Raw genomic sequence first — 23,922 nt, 5'->3', positions numbered from 1 at the left:
ATTTGTGAAACCCTTTCCTCAATCAAAAGTTTCCCTAATTGACTATTGACTATTGACTATTGACTATTGACTATTGACTATTGACTAAAGTTAAAAATCAGTATCCCCTATTCAAATCGACTTGGTGCAATAATGGTGTTTCGTGGACTAACCTATCGATGTTCCCCTTAAGAAGATTTAAGGCAGATTCAGGTGAAGTAACACTGGCCACATGAGGTGTAACCACTACTTTTTCATGCGCCCAAAACGGATGATCGTTTGGCAAAGGTTCTTGGTGGAACACATCTAGCATAGCACCAGAAAGGTGATTTTCGTCAAGAAGTTTTAGCAGATCATTGTCTACCAAATGATTTCCACGTGCTACATTAATAAGGTAACAGCCTTTTGGTGTTTTGCTCAGCAACTCATAATTCAAGATCCCCACCGTTTTTGGAGTGATCGGAAGCAAGTTCACCAAAACATCAAGTTCCGAGAGGAATGTATCTAGGTGGTTTTCATCATAACAGTCCACTCCATCAATCTGTTTTTGAGTTCTGGAATAACCCGAAACCTCAAAACCAGCCGCATAAAGTTGTTTCGCTAAATGCCCTCCCAGCTCGCCAAGGCCCATTACCCCTACTCGGAGTTTATTATAAGTAATGCGTTCCCAATGAGACTTTTGTTGGTTCTGCTGGAGCAGCCTAAAACTTCTTTGATGCATAATTACGCCCATCATCACGTAATTGGCCATGTCCGTAGTTAAGTTCGGATCTACAATTCGGGTGATGGGAATGTTTTTCGGGACCTGGGGGTCAGTCATTAAATGGTCTACTCCCGCACCAAGCGAACTGATCCATTTTAGGTTGGGGAGTTTTTCAATCACGCCTTCGGCCAAAGGCTTCCAAACAAAAAGTGCCTCTACCTTACTCAAATCTTCTTCCGTAGGCCAAACATGAATTTTACCAACACGTTCCGATTTACTTAATCCTTCAAACCATGCTTTTGGATCCCATACTGAAGTTGAAAGTAGAATTTCTATTTCTTGCTTAGCCATTTTGAATTCTTAATCTATGATATCACTGTGTTTTGGCCCGAAGTTAAGGTTTTGATAAATGATTTACTCAAAACCTTAACTTTCTTAATCCCGTAAAAGCCGCTGTTAATGGTTTTGGATGAAATCTAAATGACCGAAAGTTTATAAAGCCTTTGTTCAAATCAATTATACTGAACCTAAAACAAGAAATTCAGTTTACTTTACTGAATCAAAATTCGACTTTAAAAATTTAGAACTAAATTTATACCTATGAAAAGAACATTGACCCTATTTTTAATGCTTGGCCTTTTTGCTTTTACTCAAAACGCCTTTGCTCAAAAACCAGCTGCTAGCCCATTGGCTACAGTTAAACAAATGATTGGCACTACTACCATGACACTAATCTATTCTCGCCCTAGTCTTGAGGGACGCTCACTCTCAACACTAGCACCAAAAGGTGATGTTTGGAGAACAGGAGCCAACACAAGTACTCAAATCAGCTTCGATAAGGATGTAATGCTAGGAGGCAAGGCATTAAAAGCTGGCGATTATTCCCTTTGGACAATCCCAGGTGACAATGAGTGGACTATTATCATAAACTCTGTTACGGGCAATTGGGGAACTGAATACGGGAAGAAAAACATGAAGGAAACCGATGTATTTCGATTTAATGTACCTGTAAGCAAATTGTCAGAATCAGTTGAAACTTTTGTAATCAATCTTACTGATTTTGATAAAAATTCAATGGACAAAGGAAATATCGAATTGGCTTGGGGAAATCTTTCTGTAAAATTTCCAGTGAAAGTGAATAACTAAATCACACCAAAAAAGTATAAGAGAAGGTCGACCATTGAGGTTCGACCTTTTTTTATACCCTATTGAACTTAATTAAGGGAAAACGGATTGCACAACTGTTATAGAGTAATCATTTATATTTGAACTGCACAAACACAAAAACCACATGAGAAAATATTCATTCGCCCTAGCTGCTCTTTTGATAAGCGCAATGGCAATAGCCCAAATTAAAATGCCCCCAGCAAGTCCTACTTTCGAGTTAAAAGGTACTGTTGGATTGGCTGATGTTAAAGTAGTGTACTCAAGACCTAGTGCCCGTGGCCGACAAGTGGCTGGCGTATTAATTCCTTACAACGAAGTATGGAGAACAGGTGCTAATGCTTCTACTAAAATTACTTTCAGCGAAAGCGTAAAATTGAATGGCAACCCAGTGCCTGCTGGCACTTACGCCCTTTACACTCAGTTTACGGAAGATGTTGCTACTATTATTTTAAGCAAAAACCTGACATGGTGGGGCGCCATTGGCTACGAAGCCAAGGATGACCTCTTAAGATTTGACGTACCGGTGAAACACCCAAGCAGCATGTACGAAACCTTTACCATTAGCTTTTCAGATTTCACCATGAACTCTGCCAACCTGAACATGAAATGGGAACATACAAAAGCGATGTTCACTATCGAGTCAGATGTTGACAGCAAAGTAATGGCTGACATTAAAGAACAGGTAATCGATAAAAAGCCATCTGATGCTGGTGTTTATTTTCAAGCCGCTGGTTACTATTATGACACTAACCGTGATGCTAACTTGGCTTTAGAATGGATCAACAAAGCCATTGCCGGTAGTAAAGAAGAACAATATTGGGTGATTCACCTTAAGGCAAAATTACAAGCCAGGTTAGGGATGAACAATGAGGCAATTGCTTCGGCACAAAAATCTATGGCCTTGGCCAAAACGGGCGGAAACCCTGATTATGTGAGATTGAATGAGAAGCTCATCGCTTCATTGAAATAAGCTTACATTACTGAAAAAATACAGAAAGAGGTTGCCATAACGGTGACCTCTTTTTTCGTTTTATATGATCGAGTTGGCAGATAAAGTACAGCCATCATATTTTACCACCTGACAGTACGACTTAAACGTAAATAGGCATACTCCTATAGAATCTGACAAAAGTAAATACCTTCAGCTTGCAAAAGCGGCTTTGGGCTGCAAACCCTGACAAAAACCTGACAAAACTTCATATTTATCAATTGGCACATTTAATGCAAAAGGGCATTTCAAGAAATTGTTTTAACACTTAACTATTTATAGAAAATGTCAAAAGTAAACATCACTCCATTGGCCGACAGAGTTCTAGTAGAAGCTGCCGCTGCTGAAGAAAAAACTGCTTCTGGTTTAATCATTCCTGACACTGCGAAAGAAAAACCACAAAAAGGTATTGTAATAGCAGCAGGAGCTGGAAAAAAAGACGAGCCTTTAACTGTAAAAGTTGGCGATACTGTATTGTACGGTAAATATGCTGGTACTGAAATTTCAGTAGAAGGTAAAGACTACTTGATCATGAGAGAGTCTGACATTTTTGCAATTGTTTAATCAAATCAGAATTTAAAAAACAAAAATAACATGGCTAAAGAATTATTCTTTCGTAATGACGCTAGAGACCGTCTGAAAAAAGGTGTTGACACCTTGGCAGATGCTGTAAAAGTAACCTTAGGTCCTAAAGGTAGAAATGTAATTATCGACAAAAAATTCGGTGCCCCTACCGTAACTAAAGATGGTGTTTCTGTAGCAAAAGAAATTGAGCTAAAAGAGCCAATCGAAAATATGGGTGCTCAGTTGGTGAAAGAAGTTGCTTCTAAAACTGCTGATAGTGCTGGTGATGGTACTACTACTGCCACTGTTCTTGCTCAATCTATCTTCAACATTGGCATTAAGAATGTTGCGGCTGGTGCAAACCCAATGGACTTAAAAAGAGGAATCGACAAAGCTGTTTCTGCTGTTGTTGCTAACCTTAAAAGTCAATCAAAATCTATCCAGAACTCTAACGAGATCAAGCAAGTAGCTACCATTTCTGCCAACAACGATGAAGAAATCGGGCAAATGATTGCTGATGCAATGGACAAAGTAGGTAAAGACGGTGTAATCACTGTTGAAGAAGCTAGAGGTACTGAAACTGAAGTGAAAACTGTAGAAGGAATGCAGTTTGATAGAGGTTACCTTTCTCCATACTTTGTCACCAACACAGAGAAAATGGAAGTAGAGATGGAGAATCCTTACATCTTGATCTACGACAAAAAAATCTCGTCAATGAAAGAGTTGCTTCCAATTCTTGAGCCAGTAGCTCAAAGCGGAAAGCCTTTAGTAATTATTTCTGAAGATTTAGATGGCGAAGCACTTGCTACTTTGGTAGTGAACAAAATTAGAGGTTCTCTAAAAATTGCTGCTGTTAAAGCGCCAGGCTTTGGCGACAGAAGAAAAGCAATGCTGGAAGACCTTGCCATCTTAACTGGCGGAACTTTAATCTCTGAAGAAAGAGGTTACAAGTTAGAAAACGCTACGATGGAATACCTTGGTACTGCTGAAAAAGTGAATATCGACAAAGACACTACGACCATTGTAAATGGTGCTGGAACTGAAGCTGATATCAAAGCGAGAGTGTCGCAAATCCAACAACAAATCGAAAACACTACTTCGGATTACGACAAAGAGAAATTGCAAGAAAGACTTGCTAAACTCGCTGGCGGTGTGGCTATCCTTTACATTGGAGCTGCTACTGAAGTAGAAATGAAAGAGAAAAAAGACAGAGTTGACGATGCATTGCACGCAACCAGAGCAGCCGTACAAGAAGGTGTAGTTGCTGGTGGTGGTGTAGCGCTTATCAGAGCTGCTGCTGCTTTAGATAGCATAGAAACTGACAACGAAGATCAAGCTACTGGTGTAAACATCATTAGAGTGGCTTTAGAGTCTCCATTAAGAACAATTGTTGCCAACTGTGGTGGCGAAGGTTCTGTGGTAGTAAACGAAGTGAAAAACGGTAAAGGTGATTACGGTTACAACGCTCGTACTGAAAAGTATGAAAACCTAATTGCTGCGGGTGTAATTGACCCAACTAAAGTAACTCGTTTAGCACTTGAAAATGCTGCTTCTATTGCTGCACTTCTTTTGACTACTGAATGCGTAATTGCTGAAGAAGTTGAAGAAGGTGGCGGAATGCCAATGCCTCCAATGGGCGGTGGCGGAATGGGCGGCATGATGTAATCTGCTTCGCAGATTAGTATTGAGTCCTTCGTACCTAGTACTTAGAAATATAGAGAGCCTGATTCGAAAGAGTCAGGTTTTTTTGTGTTTGAAGTATACTAAAAAAATGTCCCTTTTTAGACCCTTCGTTACCTCAGGGAAAGAAAATGAGCAGCTTAGATTAAATAATCTTTCCCTGTAAACGAAGTGATTAGATTAACACCTGCCCATTGTTTGCACTGTCCTTTTCATCCTGAGTGCAACGAAGGAACTAAACAGAAGTAATAGCAAACGGATCTCGAGACTTCGGAATCAAGATGACTGTCCAATGAATCCACTAATCCTCTATTGAATTTAGCATTAAACTCTTCCTGTGTTTCTGAAAAAGATCCCTACGGGGATGACTGAAAAGCAAACATAGCTGCTAGAACCAAATCAATAGCACAAACTTCAATTTAAGTCATGCTGTAAGCCCCACTAATCCTCGTTTGCAACGAGGATTCAACGCACTTTTACGTATTCTTCGCCAGTCACATCTAAACTGCATTAGTCAGTCATTAGCACTCTCTTTTTCATCCTGAGTGGCAGCGAAGGAACTAAACACCAGTAATAGCAAAGGGATCTTGAAACAAGTTTAAGATGACTGTTCAATAAATACACAACCAGAATTACATTCTCTACACGAAATTTTGATAATGACTGGTACTTTAGAGCTTTGTATAAAGCTTAAAACTCAAACGGAAAGTAAAGTATGAACCTGAATCAAGTCACAGTTCCATCGCTAGATTTAACAAAATCAATTCCCTTTTATGAAAAACTAGGATTGAAACTAATAGTGGAATCATTACCGCATTACGCAAGGTTCGAATGTCCTGATGGACACTCAACTTTTTCGATACACAAAACTAAAAGCTTACCCAAAGGCGATGGCGTTTACGTCTATTTTGAATGCGATGAGCTTGATAAACATGTTAATGCATTGAAAGAAAAGGGGATTGAATTTGATCAAGCGCCAACTGATCAAAGCTGGCGATGGAGAGAAGCGAGACTAAAAGACGTTGATGGAAATCAGTTGATCTTATTTTATGGAGGAGAAAACAGATTAAACCCACCTTGGCGTATTGATAAGCACTAAATTCTAAAAATAAATCGCCTTTATTGGCATTTAGTACCCAAATTTAATCTCTACTTTTCGCCCATTTCGGTAAAAGAAAACTAATTTATAAAAACAACGTTTTCGATAATCCTTACTGAATACCACTGATGATTACTCATGTTTTATTGCTGGCCTTAGGCCTTATTTTATTAATCACTGGTGCCAATGGTTTGGTAGATGGCGCTTCTGCCCTAGCCAAAAAATTCAATGTGTCGGACCTTGCCATTGGTCTCACCATTGTGGCCTTTGGTACTTCTGCACCTGAACTGGTTGTCAACGTTTTTGCCTCTTACCAAAACCATCAAGACATCGTTTTTGCGAATGTGATTGGCAGCAATAACTTTAACCTCTTTATTATTTTAGGCATTACAGGCTTGATTACTCCTTTGGTGGTTCAGTCGAGCACCATTTGGAAAGAGATTCCGATTTCCTTTGTAGGCATTGTACTCGTTTACATACTCACTCATCACGTTTTTGTAAACGATAGCCACACGCTTACCCGAGTCGATGGCTATCTATTGTTATCACTGTTTATCCTGTTTCTTTACTATGTATACAAGCAGTTAAAACCAGACCCAGTGGTAATAGAAACCAAGGCGGTAAATTATTCCAACCTAAGGATGTATGGCTACATCCTCTTCGGCTTATCAGGGCTCGTTATTGGTGGAAGGTTGTTGGTGACCTCAGCGGTAGATTTAGCTACTACATTTGGCATGAGTGAGAAAGTGATAGGGCTTACAATTATAGCCGCAGGAACTTCATTGCCTGAATTGGCCACTTCGGTGGTGGCAGCGCTGAAGAAGAACAGCGACATTGCTGTAGGTAACATTATTGGCTCCAATATCTTTAACCTGTTTTTCATTTTGGCCACTTCGGCTGTGATTCGACCAATAGCCTACGATACCGTTTTCGACCTAGATTTATATATCTTGGCCGGAGGAACCATATTCGTTTTCATGGCTATGTTCACGGGTAAAAAGAAAAAACTCGATCGATGGGAAGCGGCAATTCTATTGGTGAGTTACGTTGCTTATATAGTGTATGTAATTCAGAATTAATGGTTGCTCCATTATTTTGGTCAGAGGTCCATTTTTCGCTTTTTTCTTTCAGAATAGGTTAATTACTAAGTTTTCTGCAATTTCCGAAAAACCCTAAACCAATGAAAGAAGGCTTAATCAAAGATGCCTACGAAGCAATAATTAAGGAAATTCAAACCGTAATTACCCTCTGTTACCTTCTCACCGTGGGCATAGGAATGCTTTTTAATTACCAGCTTTACGCTGAGTTTGGCATCAATGTGTTTGACTACTCCGATGTGTTTGATTTTCTAATCGCTCCCTTTGCCGATTTCAAAATATTACTCTTCTCAGTGGCTTCTATCGGAATTTCGTCCATTCTATTTCAAATGGACATCGTTTGGAAAAGAAAATTCCCTATCTCCTATTCGAAATCTAGCTTTGGTTGGGACAAAAAGCCTTGGTTTAACATCTATCGCTATTTTGCATTTGGCTTTCTCTTCATATCTTACTTATACTTTTCAGCGGATGAATATGGCAAGTATGCTAGTAAGCAAATCAAGGAACAAGCACCTATTGAAGTGCGTTTTGCAGACGATGAAGTCAAATCAGGTATTTTGATCGGCAATACAGCCAACATAATGTTTCTGTTGAGCGATGAAAAGGTGACAGCCATCCCTATCACTTCCTTAGTAAAGGAGTTTGAAATCAAGTAAAAATTGTTCTAAAATTAACTTATGGAAAAAAGAGTGAAATTCGATTTTGAGATTTACTTCTCGAACGGTGGCAGTTTAAAAGGTGAAGGCTTTAGACTTGACATTGAAGGTGACTACATTTCTGATGGAGAATTGGCGGACTATATCGTTGAAGACATGCGATTGCTAATGGTTGGTGAGGTGAGAATACTTAGAAAAGAAGTTTTTGAAGAAGCACATAAACGAAAATAGGCCCTAAAGCACCCTGAGTGGATTCTTTGAATCCACTATCTTACAACATGAAACGGATTATTGCCGCAATTTTCATTTTTCCAATTCGCGTTTACCAATACGCCATCTCGCCAATGTTGGGTGCCAATTGTCGTTTTAGTCCCACTTGTTCTGCTTATACAGTGGACGCCATTAAAGAATGGGGAGCACTTAAAGGGCTTTGGTTAGGCATTAAGCGATTCAGCAAATGTCATCCTTGGGGTGGACATGGCTATGATCCAGTACCGAAAAAAGACCACAAGCATTAAGACTAGAATTTAAAGTCTCCGTTCTGAATTCCCTTCTCGATCATCTCTTCAGTATAGTCCCAAAGTGTACTTGAGCCTTTCTGAATACCATTGATCTTCTTGATCACAGTTTCTAGCTCAACACTAAATTCAGTCCAAGTACCTCCGCCATTCGAAAGGTTCTGCAATACAGGTTCAAGCCTGTCGATGGCTTTCGCAAACTTTGCCTCATTGGTCTCTCCCGTTTCAAACTCCTTCCAAACCGCTATCAACTCTTCCTTTTGATCTATCGGTAATAAGCCAAAAATTCTTTCAGCTGCTGCCAGTTATTCGTTCCAATTGTCATGACTTTTGGATGTATCATACAAAAAGGTATCTCCAGCATCAATTTCCACAATATCGTGGATCAACACCATCTTCAGCACTTTTAGAATGTCTATTGGCTCGTTTGAGTGTTCCGCCAACACCATCACCATCATGGCCAAATGCCAACTGTGCTCAGCATCATTTTCATGTCGATTGCTCTTGAACAACTTCGTTTTTCGTTGAATGTATTTCAACTTATCTATCTCATGTATAAACTCAAGCTGCTTTCTTAATCTTTCCATTCGTATTCAACCTTCTTATTTTAAATTTACAGCTGCAAATAAACTTGACCTTTACATTTTAAGAAAGGACAATTGTCCCGATGTCTCAGCATGATCAGAATCAACAAAAAATTTCTCGCCCTTATTGAAAGCCTGTTGGAAAACCCAGCTTATCCAAACGTAATTACTGAGCATATTTTTGAAGCTGGTGATGTCATTCTTAAACAAAATAGCAAAGTGAATAATGTTTATATAGTCAAAGAAGGTATAACCAAATGTTATTTAACAGAAGACACCGGAAAGGACTTTGTACAGGAGTTCTTTGGACCTGGTGAAATATTTGGAGAGGTTGAAATATTCAGTGAAGCCTATAGTTTTTGTTCTATTGAAGCCACTACTGATGGTTCTCTTTTCAAGATTTCGCATACAGACTTCGCTGAATTACTCGATAAAAACAAAGTCCTCAATTGGTTGATGTTAAAATCGCTTGCTTCTAAGGTGAAATATAAGGCCATTAGGCACTCATTTAACCAGTCACACAATACAGAGACCAACCTAAAAAGGCTTGAGTCGGAAGACCAGAATATATACAACTTAATTCCGAAGAAGGATTTGGCCAACTATTTAGGTGTTACGGAACGCAACTTGAATCGGGCCATCAACAGCCTGAAAGAAAGCTCCTAATTCTTTTCTATAATCTCTCTAGGTGTCCAAACTTCATAAATTGGACTTCCGGTACTGCTCAAACCACTATGGTGCCAAGCCTTATCTATAACTTTATAATCAAACTCTAAAGAAGCCCCAACACGATTTACATCTCTCGAAAAGAATTCAATATTTTCGGTATACTTCCCATTTACTGTAGTGTAAGTTCCTCCGCCCGTTCCAGAAAACGCTCCTGTATCTACATTGTAGGCAATCCATTGAAATCTAGTTCCAGACAATATCTTCATTGTTTTTCTAGCCCTAATTGGACGATCCACAATTTCACCGTTTTGCTGTCTGCCTGTAATTAAAAAAGCATTGGCCAAATCACCACCTGTTCCGTTATCTACCCTTGTCCAAACCCTATCATCTCCTTTAAAAGTGAGTTTATCTCCTTCAATCGAATATTCATAGGTCTCCGATTTCCCTACCATTTCGGCATCTTGTGTATTGAATTCATAGGTCTGAACTATAGTGTTCCCCTCAACTTTCCATGAACCGCCAATGGTGTAAATAAACGAATTATCATCCGTATAATGGGCGGCTGAGCTTACATAGCCCCCACTCATAATGGCCACCGCATGCACTTCTCTCCCCTGATCATTTTTAAAGGTAGTTTCCCAAGCTCCTTTTAAGGCTTCGGGGGATAACTCAGACTTAGCGGGGTTACTCCAACCAAATAGGACAAGGGCAAAAAAGGCGATCAAGGTTTTCATAAGTTATTTATTTATAGACGTTTACAAGATATTGATGAATCTGCAGATTATCAATACAAATAATCCCTACGGAAGAATCATACTAAGGTTTTTCTTAAGGTTAAACGTGCCAATACCGATAACACCAATTTTAAGTCAAAATCTAAAACATATTTCGTATCATATAGCGTTTTAACATTAAAAAAGAGCATTATGAAATGGACCTACAGCATTAAGAACAAAATTACTGCTGCTGTTCTGTTGGCAGCTATTCTGATCGTCACCTTGGCCAACAACCTCGTTGAGCGAAGTCATTTCAAGCAACTTGATGCTTCCTTTGCTTCAATGTATGAGGACCGGATGCTGGTAGAGAGCTATATTTTCAAGCTCTATGAGAACCTTCACCAACGTCAAATCTTGATTATGGAACCGGCTCAAGATGGATATAAACACTTAGCATCAGCCCTTTCGGCTTCCAGAACGCAAAGAAATCAATTGATTAAAAAATATGCCACTACTTACCTCACTCCTGAAGAAGAAATTGAGTTTGATAAATTGAAAGGGATTGTTGCCAACGTTGATCAAGTCGAAAAGGACTTGGTGGTTAATGAGGCCTCTACTGATCAATTGCATCAATTGGTCAATGACAACAACGAAATCACTTCTGAGGCCTTCGCTAGCCTTTCCGCCTTGTCTGCCATCCAAACCAGTGAAGCACAAACAATAAGAGATGAATCGGAAAAAATTATTTTGGGGAATATCTCCATTTCACAATTGGAAATGGCTATTCTCATTATTATTGGATTGGTAATTCAAGCGCTCATCTTCTCTTCAAAATCATTGAAGACTACAGCGCAACAGAAACATCACCTGAACTAATTTAATTTGAAACTGATTTAGGTCAAATGTCCCAATCATCATTGATTTGAGCAATACTATGGTAGGCAGTCATATCATACTGACAAGGCACTACCGAAACGTAATTGTGGTCCACCGCCCAAACATCTGTATCTTCTCCTTTGTCGTGGTTCACAAAATTACCAGCTAACCAATAATAAGGTCTGCCGTAAGGATCATTTCGCTGATCGAACTCTTCTTCCCAATGGGCTTTGGCTTGGCGACAGATCTTAATCCCTTTAATTCTTTCGTTTTGCTTAGGAGGAATATTCACATTCAACGCAACATTTTTAGCAATTCCTTTCTCTAATACCTCTTTGGCAATGTGTATGATCTGATCAATGGCATGAGAAAAGTCTGCTTTCGAAGAAAAATCAGCCAAGGAATAACCGATGGAAGGAAAGCCTTCAATTGCCCCCTCAATGGCCGCAGACATTGTACCAGAGTAAAGTACGCTAATGGCCAAATTGCTTCCGTGATTCACACCACTTACCACCAAATCAAGTTTTCTATCTTTTATAACAAAATGCTTTGCCAGTTTAACACAGTCAGCTGGAGTACCAGAACACTTGTAGGCCACAACCCCTAAGTCTTCAAAAATATTGGTTTCAATAAGTCTAAGTGGGTTTCCAATGGTAATGGCATGCCCCATTCCCGATTGAGGACTATCGGGTGCTACTACGATCACTTCACCAATTTGGCACATGGCCTCAATAAGTACACGAATACCTTTTGAGGTGATTCCGTCATCGTTTGAAACAAGAATAAGCGGTTTTGACATCTAATTGATTTCTTTATTATAATACTCGACCAATTTCGCTACATCTTCTAAGCGATCAAGCTTTAACTTCTCTTTTTTGACATACTTTTTCAATTCTGATCGCGCTTCCCCAAATTGATAAAGAACATCATTTTTCTTACCAGAAGACTCTCTAATTGTGCCATCCTCCTTAGCGAAAAACATTTTGTACGACAAGTAACTCCTGCTTCCATTAAAACCCGAATAATCTAGGTACCTGTATCTGCTGTTAAGGCTAGATGGGGTATTGTTACTTCTAACTACTACATATTCCCTGGCAAGTAAAGTCATTTTTCCAGTAACAACTACCTCAAAAAAAACCGGACGTCTGTAGTTATTCTGAATGGCATACGGTAGGGAATAAAACATTCTTCGGGCGTTAATTGACTCTTGCAAAAAAGAGAATGACGTCACTTGGCTGGCATCATAAGTTTCGTTGCGTTGGCCAATTTTCAACTGAACTGTCTGTCGATCCAAATCATACTTTATATTTCCGCTTTTAACACTTCCATCAGTCAAGTTAACTTGCCCTTCATGCCATAACTCAGACGGAAATGTCTGCGCATTGACACCAAAGGCCATAAAGCTCAATAATACGAGAACATAAACGTACAATTTCATATCACATAAAATTTTTGTTTTGGGTTGAACTCGTTGTAAACCCTAATGTTTATTTTTTCTTTAACGTAACGTGTTCTACGATCTCCAGGCCATAACCAATAAGCCCAACACGTTTTGTAGGATGATTAGAGATCAAGCGGATTTTAGAAACACCAAGGTCGCGTAAAATTTGAGCACCAATCCCAAAATCTTTCTGATCCATCTTTACTCCAAACTTACCTTCTTTTGCCCCCGAGGCTTTAATGGCTTTAAGCTCATCCAACAAACGAGCACCTCTAGCACCTTGGTTCATATAGAGCACAACGCCCTTTCCTTCCTCCTCTAACATACGAAGTGCATGTTTTATTGGATTTCCGGTATCACGGTTAAAACCGAAGACATCACCTAAAGTACTTGAAGAATGTACACGTACCAAAACAGGTTCATCTTCTTTCCACTCACCTTTTACAACAGCCAAATGCACCTCCTCTGTATTGGTTTGTTTGAAGGCCTGTAAATGGAAATCTCCATAATCAGTAGGTAAATCTACAGAGTCCACACGTTCAATAAGACTCTCTTGTTCTAAACGATAAGAGATCAAATCCTCGATCGAAACCAGCTTTAAATTAAACTTTTCAGCGACTTTCTTTAGGTTCGGAAGACGCGCCATTGTGCCATCTTCATTCAAAATTTCTACCAAAACACCACAGGCCTGTAATCCTGCCAAACGCGCAAAATCAATGGCCGCTTCTGTATGTCCAGTTCTTCTCAAAACGCCCCCTCTTTTTGCTCGTAGAGGAAAAATGTGGCCAGGTTTCCCTAGTTCTTCAGGTTTTGTATTTGGGTTTACCAATGCCTGAACCGTTTTTGAACGGTCGCTGGCTGAAATCCCAGTGGTGCATCCATGACCGATTAAATCAATAGAAACCGTAAAAGGAGTTTCGTAAGCTGCCGTGTTTGAGCCCACCATCATTTCAAGGCCTAGTTCATCACAACGGTCTTCAATTACCGCAGCACAAATCAGTCCACGGCCATGGGTTGCCATAAAGTTGATGATTTCAGGAGTTACCTTTTCTGCTGCGCAAATAAAATCCCCTTCATTCTCACGGTCTTCATCGTCCACTACAATAATAACTTCACCATTTTTTATGGCTTCTATTGCCTCTTCAATCGTATTTAATTGAATTTTATCCTTTGCAGTTTCCATTGTATTTGCTTCTATCATGCTCTTTATTCTATGCGTATATAAATACTTTTATTTTGACACCACAATTCCCAATTCGGTGGTCACCTGATCGAAAAGTGTTTTTAGCTGTTTAATCATTTGAAGCAATTCATCCTGCTCATTTGCTTCGGACGATTTCTTCAAAAGTTCTTCATTATGGTGTAGCATTTCCTCGATTTTCTTTCGTTTTAATCTTAGAATCACTTTGTAAGTAGCAGTTGGTAAATCTTCCTTTTCATGGCTTGTACTAATTCTATGAAGCTCCTCCCAACCATCGCTGATAAAATACTTCATGTCCAGTAGATCAATCACCAACTGACTCATTTTCGGATTGCTTGGCCCAATGAACATATCGGGCTCCACCTTTTTGCCTGCCTTTATAAATCCAGAAGCCATGGAAATAGTTTCATTAATTAACACGTCATCAAACTTTAAATCGGCTGTCTCATGCAAAATGAACTCTCCAATTTTTTGATGTTCATCAAAAGGTTCGTTAGCGTAATTAATGATCATTCTCAGACATTCCTTTTCCACATAGAAAGGAGTATTACCTGATTGTTCTTCTTGCTTGGATTGAAGCGAATCGGCCAGCTGTTCATCTACCGCACTCGACTCACGTTCTTCATGCTGCCTGTCTTTCTTACGGTTTTTAATCAGAATTTTATTCAATTCTGAAATCAAAACTTGCTCATCAATTTCAAGCAAATCAGCACAAGACTTTAAATAAACAGAACGCTTGATCCCGTCAGGAATAAGTGAAATGCTTTCTACTACATCGCGAATAACGGCTACTTTTTTAACCGGATCGATGTTCTTACCGCCTTCAGTGAGGATGTTCGTTTTAAAGGTGATGAAATCTTGAGCATTGTCTTTCAGGAATTGCTGAAAGGCCTCTGAACTCATGCTACGCGAAAAACTGTCAGGATCTTCCCCCTCAGGGAAAACCACTGCATGCACATCTAAGTCATGCTCAAGAATTAAGTCAATACCTCTAAATGAAGCTTTTATTCCAGCTGCATCGCCATCATAAAGTACCGTAATGTTCTTGGTATAGCGACCAATCAGGTGAATTTGCTCTTTGGTAAGTGAAGTACCCGAGGATGAAACTACATTTTGAACGCCAGACTGATGCATGGAAATAACATCAGTATAGCCTTCCACCAAATAACAAAGGTCTTCGTTTCGAATGGCTTGTCTAGCTTGGTGAATACCGTAAACAATATCACTCTTATGATACACCCCAGTCTCGGGTGAATTGATATACTTAGGCTGCTTCTTGTCTTTGCGAAGTGTTCGGGCCCCAAAAGCAATAACTTTCCCCCCAACATTATGAATGGGAAACATTACCCGTCCTCTGAACCTATCGTAGGTTTTATTCTCGGATTTGAGAATTAAGCCCGCCTTTTCTAAGATTTCTTCGGAATAGCCTTTTCCCAAAGCCGGTTTCATCAATCCATCCCAAGCATCGAGGCTATAACCTAAATCGAATTTCTTTATTGTGGCTTCAGAAAAGCCCCTTTCTTTAAAATAACTGAGTCCAATGCTTTTTCCTTCACTATGATTCCAAAGGGTATCCTGAAAAAACTCGCCTGCATATTTAAGGGCAATAAAAAGGCTATCACGCTCATTTTGAGCCGTTATTTGCTCGTCTGTTTGTTCCTCTTCCTGTACCTCAATTCCATATTTATTGGCGAGGTATTTTAATGATTCAATATAATTAATGCCTTCAACCTCCATAATGAAAGCAATGGCATCCCCTCCTTTTCCAGAGCTAAAACATTTAAAAATATCTTTGGAAGGAGAAACGTAGAAAGAAGGGCTTTTTTCATTGGTGAAAGGACTGAGTGCCCTATAATTCGATCCCACTTTTTTCAACGACACAAAGTCACTGATCACCTCGACTATGTCGATGCGGTTCTTAATTTCCTGTATTGTGCTGTCGCTGATTGCCATCCCTTCTTGCCTCAAATATAGGGCATTGCTAAGGCTTGAAAAAGCAAGGAACGAATTTCATTTAATCCTGTTATTCAGACTAGACAAAAAGCCGTTAATTTGCAGCGGAATTAAAGAACTATGGCAGCACTGACTAAAGAAAATGTAATCAAAGCACTTCGACATGTAGACGACCCAGATATCAAGAAAGATCTGGTGACCTTAAACATGATTCAGGACATTGAAATTGAAGCTAACAAACTCACTTTCACAGTGATGTTGACTACCCCTGCTTGTCCACTAAAAGAATTGATCAAAAACGATTGCTTAAAAGCCATTGAAGAACATGTGGGTGCTGATATCGAAGTTAGCATTAACATGAGTTCTCAGGTAACCAGTACTCGTGACAATGCTCCACTCCTTCCTCAGGTAAAAAACATTATTGCCATTGCTTCAGGAAAAGGTGGTGTAGGTAAATCTACCGTTACCGCCAACCTTGCGGTAGCCTTGGCCAGAAGTGGTGCAAAAGTAGGTCTGATCGATGCCGATATTTATGGCCCCTCTATCCCTACCATGTTTAATTGCGAACACGAACAACCTAATATTAAGAAGGAAGGTGAAAGAAATTTAATCATTCCGATTGAGCAGTATGGTGTAAAGTTAATGTCAATTGGGTTCCTCACTCCAGCAGAAAATGCAGTGGTTTGGAGAGGACCGATGGCGAGTAGCGCATTAAAACAATTTATTGGAGATACCGATTGGGGTGAGTTGGATTATTTATTAATTGACCTTCCTCCAGGCACAGGCGATATCCACTTGACTTTGGTGCAAACCGTACCAGTAACTGGAGTTGTATTGGTGACTACACCGCAAAAAGTGGCGCTGGCAGACGCTCAAAAGGGTTTGACCATGTTTATGCAACCACAAATCAATGTACCTATTTTAGGTATTGTTGAAAACATGGCCTATTTCACTCCTGAAGAATTGCCAGACAATAAATACTATATTTTCGGAAAAGACGGGGGTAAGAACCTCGCAGAAAAGCACAAAGTACCTTACTTAGGGCAAATTCCACTAGTGCAAAGTATTCGCGAAGCGGGCGATATTGGCTACCCAGCGGTAATGCAAGATTCAGTGAGTGCCGATGCCTTTAATAGCTTGTCTCAGCAAGTTGCTCAACAGGTAGCGATAAGAAATGCGCAATTAGCTGAAACAAAGCGGGTAGAATTAAAAGTTTAACGTACATTTATACCTATGATAGAAAGAGTTGAAGCAGCTTTGGAGAAGATCAGGCCATTTCTTAAGGCCGATGGCGGTGATGTAAAAGTGCTTGAAATCACAGACGACATGATTGTGAGGCTTGAATTACTTGGTGCTTGCGAAAGCTGTCCAATGTCGCACATGACCATGAAAGCTGGTATTGAAGAGGCTATAAAGAGAGATATACCCGAAATAAAAGGAGTTGTTGCAGTAAGTACAACAACCGTATAATACTCCTCAACTGACACCTATTAAATGAGGCATAGTGTTAAAGCACTGTGCCTTTTTTGATTTCAAACAAATGACCATATCCAACAAAAAATAACTTAGACTGTTCATGTTGTTATTAAACATTTGACCGTTTTCTTAATTGATTATCTTTGTGAACGAAGTAACCTAAGAACCATCACATTTCTAACCTACTTCAAGCAATACGAAACCTTATGAGTGACAAGTCTTTTACGTTTAGCAGATTTTTGAAGAATATATTGATCATGACCAGCATCGGAGTCGTTTTCGTGCTGTTCTTCTTTTATATCTATCTCCCCTCTTCCACCAACCACAATGAAACCATCACAGTGCCCGAACTGATTGGTTTAACATTCGAAGACTTGGATGAGTTTGTCATCAAAAGGGATTTAAGGTATGAAATAGTAGAGGACTCTGGTTATTCTGAATCGTCTGCTCCGCTTTCCATTCTTTCTCAAAACCCAAAGCCTGGGTCTAAAGTAAAGATGAACAGGAAAATTTACATCTCTCTCAATGCCAAGGTTCCGCCCAAAGTTAAAATGCCCAACCTTATCAATACTGATGTTCAAAATGCAGAAGACATTCTTAATACAAACGGGCTGAAGCTTGGTTCATTGACCTACGAGCCCAATTTGGCCAACAACGCAGTATTGTCCCAAACAGTTGGTGGAAAACCCATAGAGGCGGGTACGTCTATCTTTAAAGGTTCTTCTATTGATTTAGTGATCGGTGATGGCGAAGGCGTGCAACGTTTTCTCGCCCCCAACTTTATTGGAAAGACCTTAGAGGATGTTAAATTTCAAATCAACGCATCAAAACTTAAACTTGATGTAATCAACTTCATTATGGTAGATAGTATTGCTCCTAACACTGTCTATAAGCAATTGCCTCCTGCAGGAAGTATGATTAGGTCTGGTAATCTGATCGAAATCTGGGTGAACGGTAGTGATTCAAATGATGAAGAGCCAGATGAATCACCCGAAGGTGATGTTAAAATGCAATAAGATTGTTAAAAAAACTACTGCTCATATCGTTCGCTTTTATTGCCATTCAAACTGTGGCTCAGATTACCGAACGACCCTTACCTTTTAAGATCAAACCGAAAAATAACAGTAATTTTGTTTCGGCAGCCGCAGGAGTTAACCAAACCCAAGCCAGCCTAACACTTCCTTTTTGGGATGATTTCTCACAAGCTAGCTTTTCTCCGAATCCTTTAATCTGGAAATCAGGTGAAAATGTAAGAATCAGCAGTTCTATTGCAATTGCTGCCCCTACCTTAAATGTAGCCGTTTTTGATGGTGTGGACGCCAGTGGCAGACCATACAACCCAACCAGTTTACTGAATGGTGCTACTGACAGTTTAGTTTCTCAACCCATAGACTTAAGCACGGTTCCAATAAATCAAGCAGATTCCGTTTACATTAGCTTTTTTTGGCAAGCTACTGGAAATGGTGAGTTGCCCGACAGACAGGATTCATTGGTACTTCAATTCAGAAAGCCAGATGGTATTTGGCAAAGCGTTTGGAGGCAAATTGGAGGAATGGACAATCAATCCGAAGAATTCAACCAAGTGGTGCTAAAAGTGAACTCCTCATTTTTCTATGACGGATTCCAGTTTCGTTTTAGATCTTTTACTCGTTTGGCAGGTGCATTTGACACTTGGCTTGTGGACTACATTTACCTGAATGACAGTCGCTATGAAGGAGATGTAGCCCATGTGGACCGTGCACTTACCAGAAAACCTTCATTCTTGATTGCTCCTTATTCAGCCATGCCTACAGAGCAGTTCTTTGCTAACCCAACAAAGTATTTATCCGAAACCAACACGGGCTTTTACAATCTAAACGACTTCTTTCAGCCCATTCAATTTACGACTACTGTAAAAGACCTTGGTACTGGAAATCAACTGGAAGTATTGAACAATGAAAGTGTGGCCAATCCTCCACCAGGCCCTTATGCACGAAGGACATTCACTTCCCCTACGCTTTCGGTGGCCAATATTGATACTAATGCCGATTCGCTTTGGCTGGAAACTACTTATTACATTAAATCTGGAGATAACTTTTACATTCAGCGTATTTCTGCAACCAATGACACCACCTTTAACACAAGCCTCGATTACAGGCTAAACGATACCGTTAGGGTAGTCACCAAGATTCATGATTTCTTTGCTTACGATGATGACGATGCCGATTTTGCTGCGGGAATAAATCAGAATGGAGGTAAACTCGCTTATGAGTTTTATGCTGAAGAACGCGCTTTGCTCACCCATATCGATATCAATTTCCCATTCACCCAACAAGCTGGAGAACCTATTGAACTGTTTGTTTGGTCCAACATTGAAGAAGAAGGAAGGGCTGAGGAAATTCTATTTCAGGATTCCTACAGCGTATTACGTCCTGCAAGCATTGGTGCAATGGCCAGCTACGCATTGGACACTCCTATTTTTGTACAAGACACTTTCTATATCGGTTTCCAACAAGCTACAAATGAGTTTTTAGCCGTGGGGCTCGATAAGAATCAAGATTCCGGAGACAAGATGTTCTATAATGTAGATGGTACATGGAAAAGGAATAAAAATGTAAAGGGAAGTTTACTTATTCGCCCTCGGTTTAACAAAACCGTAGCAGCTAATTTTGTTCCAGGAAAAGTCGCTTCTGAAGTCCGATTGGACATATACCCTAACCCAAGTCATGGTGAATTCAACATCAGAGGCCAAGTAGAAGCCATTCAACTTTTCGATAGTTGGGGAAAAGAAGCGCAATTCACTGTGGAAGAGACTGAAACTGGACTCAAAGTTCTTTTTGGAAAAAATCAAAAAGGCATATATTTGCTCCACGTTAAAAAAGAAGGAAAAATCATCACAAAAAGATTGATTCTAAACCACTGACCATGGCTGATATTACAGTAAAAGAATTGAAGGAAAGAATGCTCAACGGAGAAGTTAAATACTTCATTGATGTGAGAGAAGAGTGGGAATTCGAAGAGGATAACTTAGGTGCCAAATTGATCCCATTGGGCGATATTCCTCATAGAGTTACTGAAATTGAAGAACTGAAAGAAACGGAGCTTATTATCCACTGCAAGTCTGGCGCAAGAGCTGGCAGGGCTCAGAAATACTTAATTTCTAGAGGCTTCACCAATGTTAGAAACCTTATTGGTGGTATTGAGGCTTTCAGAGCCGATCAAGACTAATCCTAATTCAAAGTCCCAATTCCCCATTCATTCAGCACGTCATTCCGAAAGCTTACGCCTTAGCTACAGCGTTGGCGCAGGGGTGCCTTTTTCAGGCGATCGTGGGAATCTGTCTATTCAAAGCCGAGGCCCCAATAATCCTCGTTTGTAACGAGGATTTAATAAAAGAGCACGCACTTCAAAAATAAGTCATGCTGTAAGCATCTTTTTACGCCCCACAAGTCAAACATGTCTTTGTTTCTGAAATTTCGGAACTTGCAGGAATGACTGGAATAACAAGTTTAGCGACTAAAAGTAGGCCCTAATGTTTCCTCTCCGAACAGACAGACTCTCACGGTTTCGTTTTTCAAACGTCAACCTCAGAGTAACGGTAAGTTGTAGGGCTCCTCGTTTGTAACGAGGATTTAACTCCCACAGCTACTCAATCACATTTACCCAATCGTCTGGTGTAATGTTGTGGAAGCCATTCAAGCCCATGGCCAGGGCGGCTTGAATATTCTCTAATTTATCATCGATAAACAAGGTGCGTGAAGTATCCAGTTGATGATCGTTAAGAATAGGTTGCCATGCCCCAAAGTTAGGCTTTCGCTCCCCTACTTCCTGCGAAAAGTAAACTTGAGTAAAATACTCGTGAAACGACTTATTTGGAGAAATCAAGTCGACAAGTCTGAGGAAAAACCTAGCATGGATATCGTTGGTATTGCTCATCACAAAGAGCTTATATTTTTGAGAAAGCAGTTCCAGTTTCTCCAACCTATGTAGAGGGATTTGACCCAACATCGCATTCCAAGCACCATCTAAAACATTGTCTTCAGAAAATACATTTAATGACTCCCTTAAATGCGCCCTAAAAGTGGGGTCGTCAATATGGCCTGTTTCATAAAGCTTAAAGAATTCAGCTGTTTTCGACAGTTCAAGTACTTCATTTTCAGTACGCCCAGAGATTTCAGCAAATGCCTTAATGGTTGCGGCTTCATCTAAATTAATGATTACCCCACCTAAGTCGAAAATGATTGAATCTATATTGCTTAAATCTGGCGTCATGTTTTGTTGTTTAATTAATCGCAAATATGTAACATTGCACTCCCAAAATCAAAGGGTTTAAAGCACAATGTAGCTTGTTCGTTTTTCAGAATAGCTTCAACATAAAACCAGCCGCTTTAAATAAGATCTTGGGCCTATAACTCAGCTGGTTAGAGTATCTGACTCATAATCAGAAAGTCCCTGGTTCGAGCCCAGGTGGGCCCACGAATAGCACAATCAATTGATTGTGCTATTTTTGTTTTAGGACAAGCCAAATGAAAACACTCTGGATTTTCACAAAAGACTTATTTACAGCTTCTCATGTTTTATTGAGAATTTTTCAAAAACGGCTAGATCGGTTTTCTCCTTGGCCTTTTGCCTATGAAAGGTACTTCCGATCTTTTGAAACATGTATCTTGTTTACGCTCATTAACCTCCTTGTATTCATCTTCTTTGCCCCAGAAGAAAACATATGGATCTATAGCTGTCTTTATTTATCCTTTTCGATTTTAAGTTTTTACTTCTTCGGCACTAAGAAATCTGCCCTAATCATTATTAAGCATGGTAAAGACAGAGAAGAGAAAGCATCTTATAAAATAGCAAAGGGCATCAGTATCACTTATTTCTTGGGTGTTATAATATTAGTGTGGATGTTAATTTTCAGGTTGGTTTGACAAGAGGTATTTGAAATTTCAGTTGTATCAAGTTCATGCAGATCTTTCTGCATTATAGGAATCAGTATAAGCTGTTCGGGGAATCATAAATCACAAGTGGAGTGCATCATTTTCTTTTGGATTTTCGTTATCTTCAAGCGGTGACTAATATAACTATAGATAAAGACATCCGACTCCGTAAAACCCACTTCAAAGACCTTGAAGAATTAAAATTAGAGCTTATTTTGGTTGAAGAAGAAGCTTTTGAGCTTTCTCCTTCACAAGTTAAAATGTTGAAAGAGAGAGAAGATGAAGCGGATAAAGCAACTGACAAAGGCTTAGCTTGGGATAGATCACTTATCACTCGAAAGCATGGCTAGTTTCTCTCTCCGTCCTTCAGTATATGAGGACATTCAAAGGGCTGTTGACTACTACGACCTGATAAACCCTAAACTCTCCGAGGCATTTCTTGATGAAATTGAAGATTGTTTTGCCAATATCCAAGACTTACCAGAAGACTACCAAGAACGACTTGGAAAAATACGAATAGCGTTCCTTAGGCGATTCTCTTTTGGTGTTTCATACAAACTCTATGATACTCGTATAATCTTTATAGCCGTTTTCCACACAAGCCAAGACCCTGATAATTGGAAAGGAAAAGAGTAATTTGTTTACTCTCCTTTCTTCCCCAAAAGCGACACCTGAAACTCAAGTCGTTTGATTTCTCTAAGCAGGGCATTTTTATCCATTTGATTCCAGTTGTAGACCTTAAGCAGGGACATGGTAATAAAACCAAGCAAGGTATAAACAGCCCACTCTAGTTTATCTACAATTACATCGGTATTGAGCATTTCCACAAACGTATAAATCGAAAGGCCTAGCACTACTAAGTTGAATACAAACATAACTAGAGTAATCCAGCTGTTCTTTCCTTTAAACAGGCCTAAAATCATCTGAGGCATGTTTTGTTCTCCTAACTGATCGTAATAAGCAGCCTCTTCTTTAGTAAGCGCTTGGTGGATTAAATCATCCATTTCTTTTTCTGAATCATTCATAACTCTCGTATTTAAGTTTCTTTTTTAACTGTTCTCGTGCATGGTATAAACTCGACTTTACTGTGCCTTCCGGCTTATCGAGTATTTGAGCAATGATTTTTATCGGAGTCTTTTCCAAATAGAAAAGCCGTAAGACCTGCTGATGCTGTTGAGGCAAGTCATGAATGGCCGCCAACATAAGCTCCATTTGACCCTGCGGTTCAGCTTCTGAAGGTGAAATATTTTCAACCTCAAACTGATGTACACTGTTCCTTTCGCGCTGCTGCTGTTTAATCCAATCCGCTGCCCTTCGCTGAACAATCTTATAAGCCCAAAACCGGAACAAAGCAGGATCTTTCAGTTTGTGAATGCATTTAATAATAGAGACCCAACTTTCTTGAGCAATTTCATAAGCTTGATCTTGGTCTTTCAAAAAGCCATATGACCAGCTTAAAACTTTAGGCTGCCAGCGTTTCCATAACAGGCCAACCGCAGTTTGGTCTTTGTCTTGGCAGCGCAAAACAAGCAACTCATCAAAAATTTGGTCTGAACTCCGTTTCATAAAAATCTAATAAGGAGTCGCATAAATGATGGAAAGGTTCAATTAAAAAATAATTCAGGGACAACTATCACCCACT

27 protein-coding genes, 1 tRNA gene and 1 pseudogene are annotated in these 23,922 nt (G+C 39.6%); 19 read left to right on the top strand and 10 right to left on the bottom strand.

The annotated features are described in order from the left end of the window. Positions 1 to 97: 97 nt before the first annotated feature. Positions 98 to 1,033 carry a 2-hydroxyacid dehydrogenase gene (locus AWN68_RS07010; protein ID WP_068413252.1) on the bottom strand — a complete coding sequence of 312 codons (936 nt, stop codon included), beginning with the start codon at positions 1,031 to 1,033 and terminating at the stop codon, positions 98 to 100. A gap of 249 nt (positions 1,034 to 1,282) precedes the next feature. Between AWN68_RS07010 and AWN68_RS07005 the strand changes: the two genes are divergently transcribed. The 9 genes from AWN68_RS07005 to yidD all read left to right on the top strand — a co-directional run bounded on the left by AWN68_RS07005 (position 1,283) and on the right by yidD (position 8,451). Continuing rightward, positions 1,283 to 1,828 (top strand): DUF2911 domain-containing protein, encoded by a 546-nt coding sequence (locus tag AWN68_RS07005; protein ID WP_068413250.1) that lies wholly within the window; start codon positions 1,283 to 1,285, stop codon positions 1,826 to 1,828. A gap of 145 nt (positions 1,829 to 1,973) precedes the next feature. Beyond that, positions 1,974 to 2,819: a DUF2911 domain-containing protein gene (locus AWN68_RS07000; RefSeq protein WP_068413247.1), complete on the top strand. Its 846-nt coding sequence runs from the start codon at positions 1,974 to 1,976 to the stop codon at positions 2,817 to 2,819. A 303-nt stretch (positions 2,820 to 3,122) separates the two neighbouring features. Then, the gene (locus AWN68_RS06995; RefSeq protein ID WP_068413244.1) at positions 3,123 to 3,401 is read left to right on the top strand and encodes a co-chaperone GroES; all 279 of its coding nucleotides are present in this window, start codon (positions 3,123 to 3,125) and stop codon (positions 3,399 to 3,401) included. Positions 3,402 to 3,431: 30 nt separating this feature from the next. After that, a complete protein-coding gene (gene groL, locus AWN68_RS06990) occupies positions 3,432 to 5,066 on the top strand; it encodes a chaperonin GroEL (RefSeq protein WP_068413241.1) in 1,635 nt (544 codons plus the stop codon). Positions 5,067 to 5,796: 730 nt separating this feature from the next. Further along, positions 5,797 to 6,180 (top strand): VOC family protein, encoded by a 384-nt coding sequence (locus AWN68_RS06985; RefSeq protein ID WP_068413239.1) that lies wholly within the window; start codon positions 5,797 to 5,799, stop codon positions 6,178 to 6,180. 128 nt (positions 6,181 to 6,308) lie between these two features. Beyond that, positions 6,309 to 7,259, top strand: a complete 951-nt coding sequence (locus tag AWN68_RS06980) for a calcium/sodium antiporter (protein WP_068413237.1) — start codon at positions 6,309 to 6,311, stop codon at positions 7,257 to 7,259. Positions 7,260 to 7,360: 101 nt separating this feature from the next. Further along, positions 7,361 to 7,933 (top strand): hypothetical protein, encoded by a 573-nt coding sequence (locus tag AWN68_RS19095; protein ID WP_185100078.1) that lies wholly within the window; start codon positions 7,361 to 7,363, stop codon positions 7,931 to 7,933. Between the two features lie 21 nt (positions 7,934 to 7,954). Continuing rightward, positions 7,955 to 8,164, top strand: coding sequence for a cyclase (locus AWN68_RS06970; protein ID WP_068413234.1), 210 nt, complete (start codon positions 7,955 to 7,957; stop codon positions 8,162 to 8,164). A gap of 47 nt (positions 8,165 to 8,211) precedes the next feature. Beyond that, positions 8,212 to 8,451: a membrane protein insertion efficiency factor YidD gene (gene yidD, locus AWN68_RS06965; protein ID WP_068413231.1), complete on the top strand. Its 240-nt coding sequence runs from the start codon at positions 8,212 to 8,214 to the stop codon at positions 8,449 to 8,451. Between the two features lie 2 nt (positions 8,452 to 8,453). Here the strand turns inward: yidD and AWN68_RS06960 are convergent. Beyond that, a pseudogene (locus AWN68_RS06960) lies at positions 8,454 to 9,038 on the bottom strand (HD domain-containing protein). Positions 9,039 to 9,128: 90 nt separating this feature from the next. Here AWN68_RS06960 and AWN68_RS06955 point away from each other — a divergent pair. Further along, on the top strand, positions 9,129 to 9,701 hold the full coding sequence (locus AWN68_RS06955) for a Crp/Fnr family transcriptional regulator (RefSeq protein WP_068413228.1): 573 nt from the start codon (positions 9,129 to 9,131) through the stop codon (positions 9,699 to 9,701). On the opposite strand, the gene AWN68_RS06950 is transcribed toward AWN68_RS06955, so the two are convergent. Further along, on the bottom strand, positions 9,698 to 10,438 hold the full coding sequence (locus tag AWN68_RS06950; RefSeq protein ID WP_068413225.1) for a hypothetical protein: 741 nt from the start codon (positions 10,436 to 10,438) through the stop codon (positions 9,698 to 9,700). The two genes, AWN68_RS06955 and AWN68_RS06950, sit on opposite strands and share 4 nt — an antisense overlap. A gap of 192 nt (positions 10,439 to 10,630) precedes the next feature. Between AWN68_RS06950 and AWN68_RS06945 the strand changes: the two genes are divergently transcribed. Continuing rightward, complete coding sequence (locus tag AWN68_RS06945; protein WP_068413222.1) at positions 10,631 to 11,296, top strand: MCP four helix bundle domain-containing protein; 666 nt, start codon at positions 10,631 to 10,633, stop codon at positions 11,294 to 11,296. Between the two features lie 22 nt (positions 11,297 to 11,318). On the opposite strand, the gene surE is transcribed toward AWN68_RS06945, so the two are convergent. From surE to dnaG, 4 genes are read right to left on the bottom strand one after another with little or no spacing between them, the layout of a single operon-like run. Then, positions 11,319 to 12,095, bottom strand: a complete 777-nt coding sequence (gene surE / locus AWN68_RS06940) for a 5'/3'-nucleotidase SurE (protein WP_068413219.1) — start codon at positions 12,093 to 12,095, stop codon at positions 11,319 to 11,321. Next, positions 12,096 to 12,734 (bottom strand): hypothetical protein, encoded by a 639-nt coding sequence (locus AWN68_RS06935; RefSeq protein ID WP_068413217.1) that lies wholly within the window; start codon positions 12,732 to 12,734, stop codon positions 12,096 to 12,098. A gap of 49 nt (positions 12,735 to 12,783) precedes the next feature. After that, positions 12,784 to 13,920 (bottom strand): 3,4-dihydroxy-2-butanone-4-phosphate synthase, encoded by a 1,137-nt coding sequence (gene ribB, locus AWN68_RS06930; RefSeq protein WP_084362790.1) that lies wholly within the window; start codon positions 13,918 to 13,920, stop codon positions 12,784 to 12,786. Between the two features lie 48 nt (positions 13,921 to 13,968). Next, positions 13,969 to 15,891, bottom strand: a complete 1,923-nt coding sequence (gene dnaG, locus AWN68_RS06925) for a DNA primase (RefSeq protein ID WP_068413214.1) — start codon at positions 15,889 to 15,891, stop codon at positions 13,969 to 13,971. 120 nt (positions 15,892 to 16,011) lie between these two features. Between dnaG and AWN68_RS06920 the strand changes: the two genes are divergently transcribed. The 5 genes from AWN68_RS06920 to AWN68_RS06900 all read left to right on the top strand — a co-directional run bounded on the left by AWN68_RS06920 (position 16,012) and on the right by AWN68_RS06900 (position 20,574). Then, on the top strand, positions 16,012 to 17,109 hold the full coding sequence (locus AWN68_RS06920; RefSeq protein WP_068413211.1) for an Mrp/NBP35 family ATP-binding protein: 1,098 nt from the start codon (positions 16,012 to 16,014) through the stop codon (positions 17,107 to 17,109). Positions 17,110 to 17,124: 15 nt separating this feature from the next. Further along, positions 17,125 to 17,361: a NifU family protein gene (locus AWN68_RS06915; protein WP_068413208.1), complete on the top strand. Its 237-nt coding sequence runs from the start codon at positions 17,125 to 17,127 to the stop codon at positions 17,359 to 17,361. A 263-nt stretch (positions 17,362 to 17,624) separates the two neighbouring features. Then, the gene (locus tag AWN68_RS06910; RefSeq protein WP_068413205.1) at positions 17,625 to 18,383 is read left to right on the top strand and encodes a PASTA domain-containing protein; all 759 of its coding nucleotides are present in this window, start codon (positions 17,625 to 17,627) and stop codon (positions 18,381 to 18,383) included. Between the two features lie 2 nt (positions 18,384 to 18,385). Continuing rightward, positions 18,386 to 20,269 (top strand): T9SS type A sorting domain-containing protein, encoded by a 1,884-nt coding sequence (locus AWN68_RS06905; RefSeq protein WP_068413203.1) that lies wholly within the window; start codon positions 18,386 to 18,388, stop codon positions 20,267 to 20,269. 2 nt (positions 20,270 to 20,271) lie between these two features. Further along, positions 20,272 to 20,574, top strand: coding sequence for a rhodanese-like domain-containing protein (locus AWN68_RS06900; protein WP_068413200.1), 303 nt, complete (start codon positions 20,272 to 20,274; stop codon positions 20,572 to 20,574). A gap of 417 nt (positions 20,575 to 20,991) precedes the next feature. Here the strand turns inward: AWN68_RS06900 and AWN68_RS06895 are convergent, their stop codons facing one another. Next, positions 20,992 to 21,618: an HAD family hydrolase gene (locus AWN68_RS06895; protein ID WP_068413197.1), complete on the bottom strand. Its 627-nt coding sequence runs from the start codon at positions 21,616 to 21,618 to the stop codon at positions 20,992 to 20,994. A 130-nt stretch (positions 21,619 to 21,748) separates the two neighbouring features. On the opposite strand from AWN68_RS06895, the gene AWN68_RS06890 reads away from it, so the two are divergent. The 3 genes from AWN68_RS06890 to AWN68_RS06875 all read left to right on the top strand — a co-directional run bounded on the left by AWN68_RS06890 (position 21,749) and on the right by AWN68_RS06875 (position 22,916). Continuing rightward, positions 21,749 to 21,822: transfer RNA gene (locus AWN68_RS06890), tRNA-Ile, on the top strand. A 550-nt stretch (positions 21,823 to 22,372) separates the two neighbouring features. Continuing rightward, on the top strand, positions 22,373 to 22,630 hold the full coding sequence (locus tag AWN68_RS06880; RefSeq protein ID WP_157716115.1) for a hypothetical protein: 258 nt from the start codon (positions 22,373 to 22,375) through the stop codon (positions 22,628 to 22,630). After that, entirely contained in the window at positions 22,623 to 22,916 is a 294-nt protein-coding gene (locus AWN68_RS06875) for a type II toxin-antitoxin system RelE/ParE family toxin (protein WP_068413188.1), read from the top strand. The genes AWN68_RS06880 and AWN68_RS06875 overlap by 8 nt, the downstream gene beginning before the upstream one ends. 5 nt (positions 22,917 to 22,921) lie before the next feature. Here AWN68_RS06875 and AWN68_RS06870 read toward each other — a convergent pair whose 3' ends face one another. Then, positions 22,922 to 23,305, bottom strand: a complete 384-nt coding sequence (locus tag AWN68_RS06870) for a DUF6768 family protein (RefSeq protein ID WP_068413185.1) — start codon at positions 23,303 to 23,305, stop codon at positions 22,922 to 22,924. Continuing rightward, complete coding sequence (locus AWN68_RS06865) at positions 23,298 to 23,846, bottom strand: RNA polymerase sigma factor (RefSeq protein WP_068413183.1); 549 nt, start codon at positions 23,844 to 23,846, stop codon at positions 23,298 to 23,300. The genes AWN68_RS06870 and AWN68_RS06865 overlap by 8 nt, the downstream gene beginning before the upstream one ends. Between the last annotated feature and the right edge of the window lie 76 nt (positions 23,847 to 23,922).

It is taken from the genome of Roseivirga echinicomitans (assembly GCF_001592935.1).
In the GTDB taxonomy this organism is placed as follows: Bacteria; Bacteroidota; Bacteroidia; order Cytophagales; family Cyclobacteriaceae; genus Roseivirga; species Roseivirga echinicomitans.
This window is presented reverse-complemented; position numbering and strand designations above follow the sequence as displayed.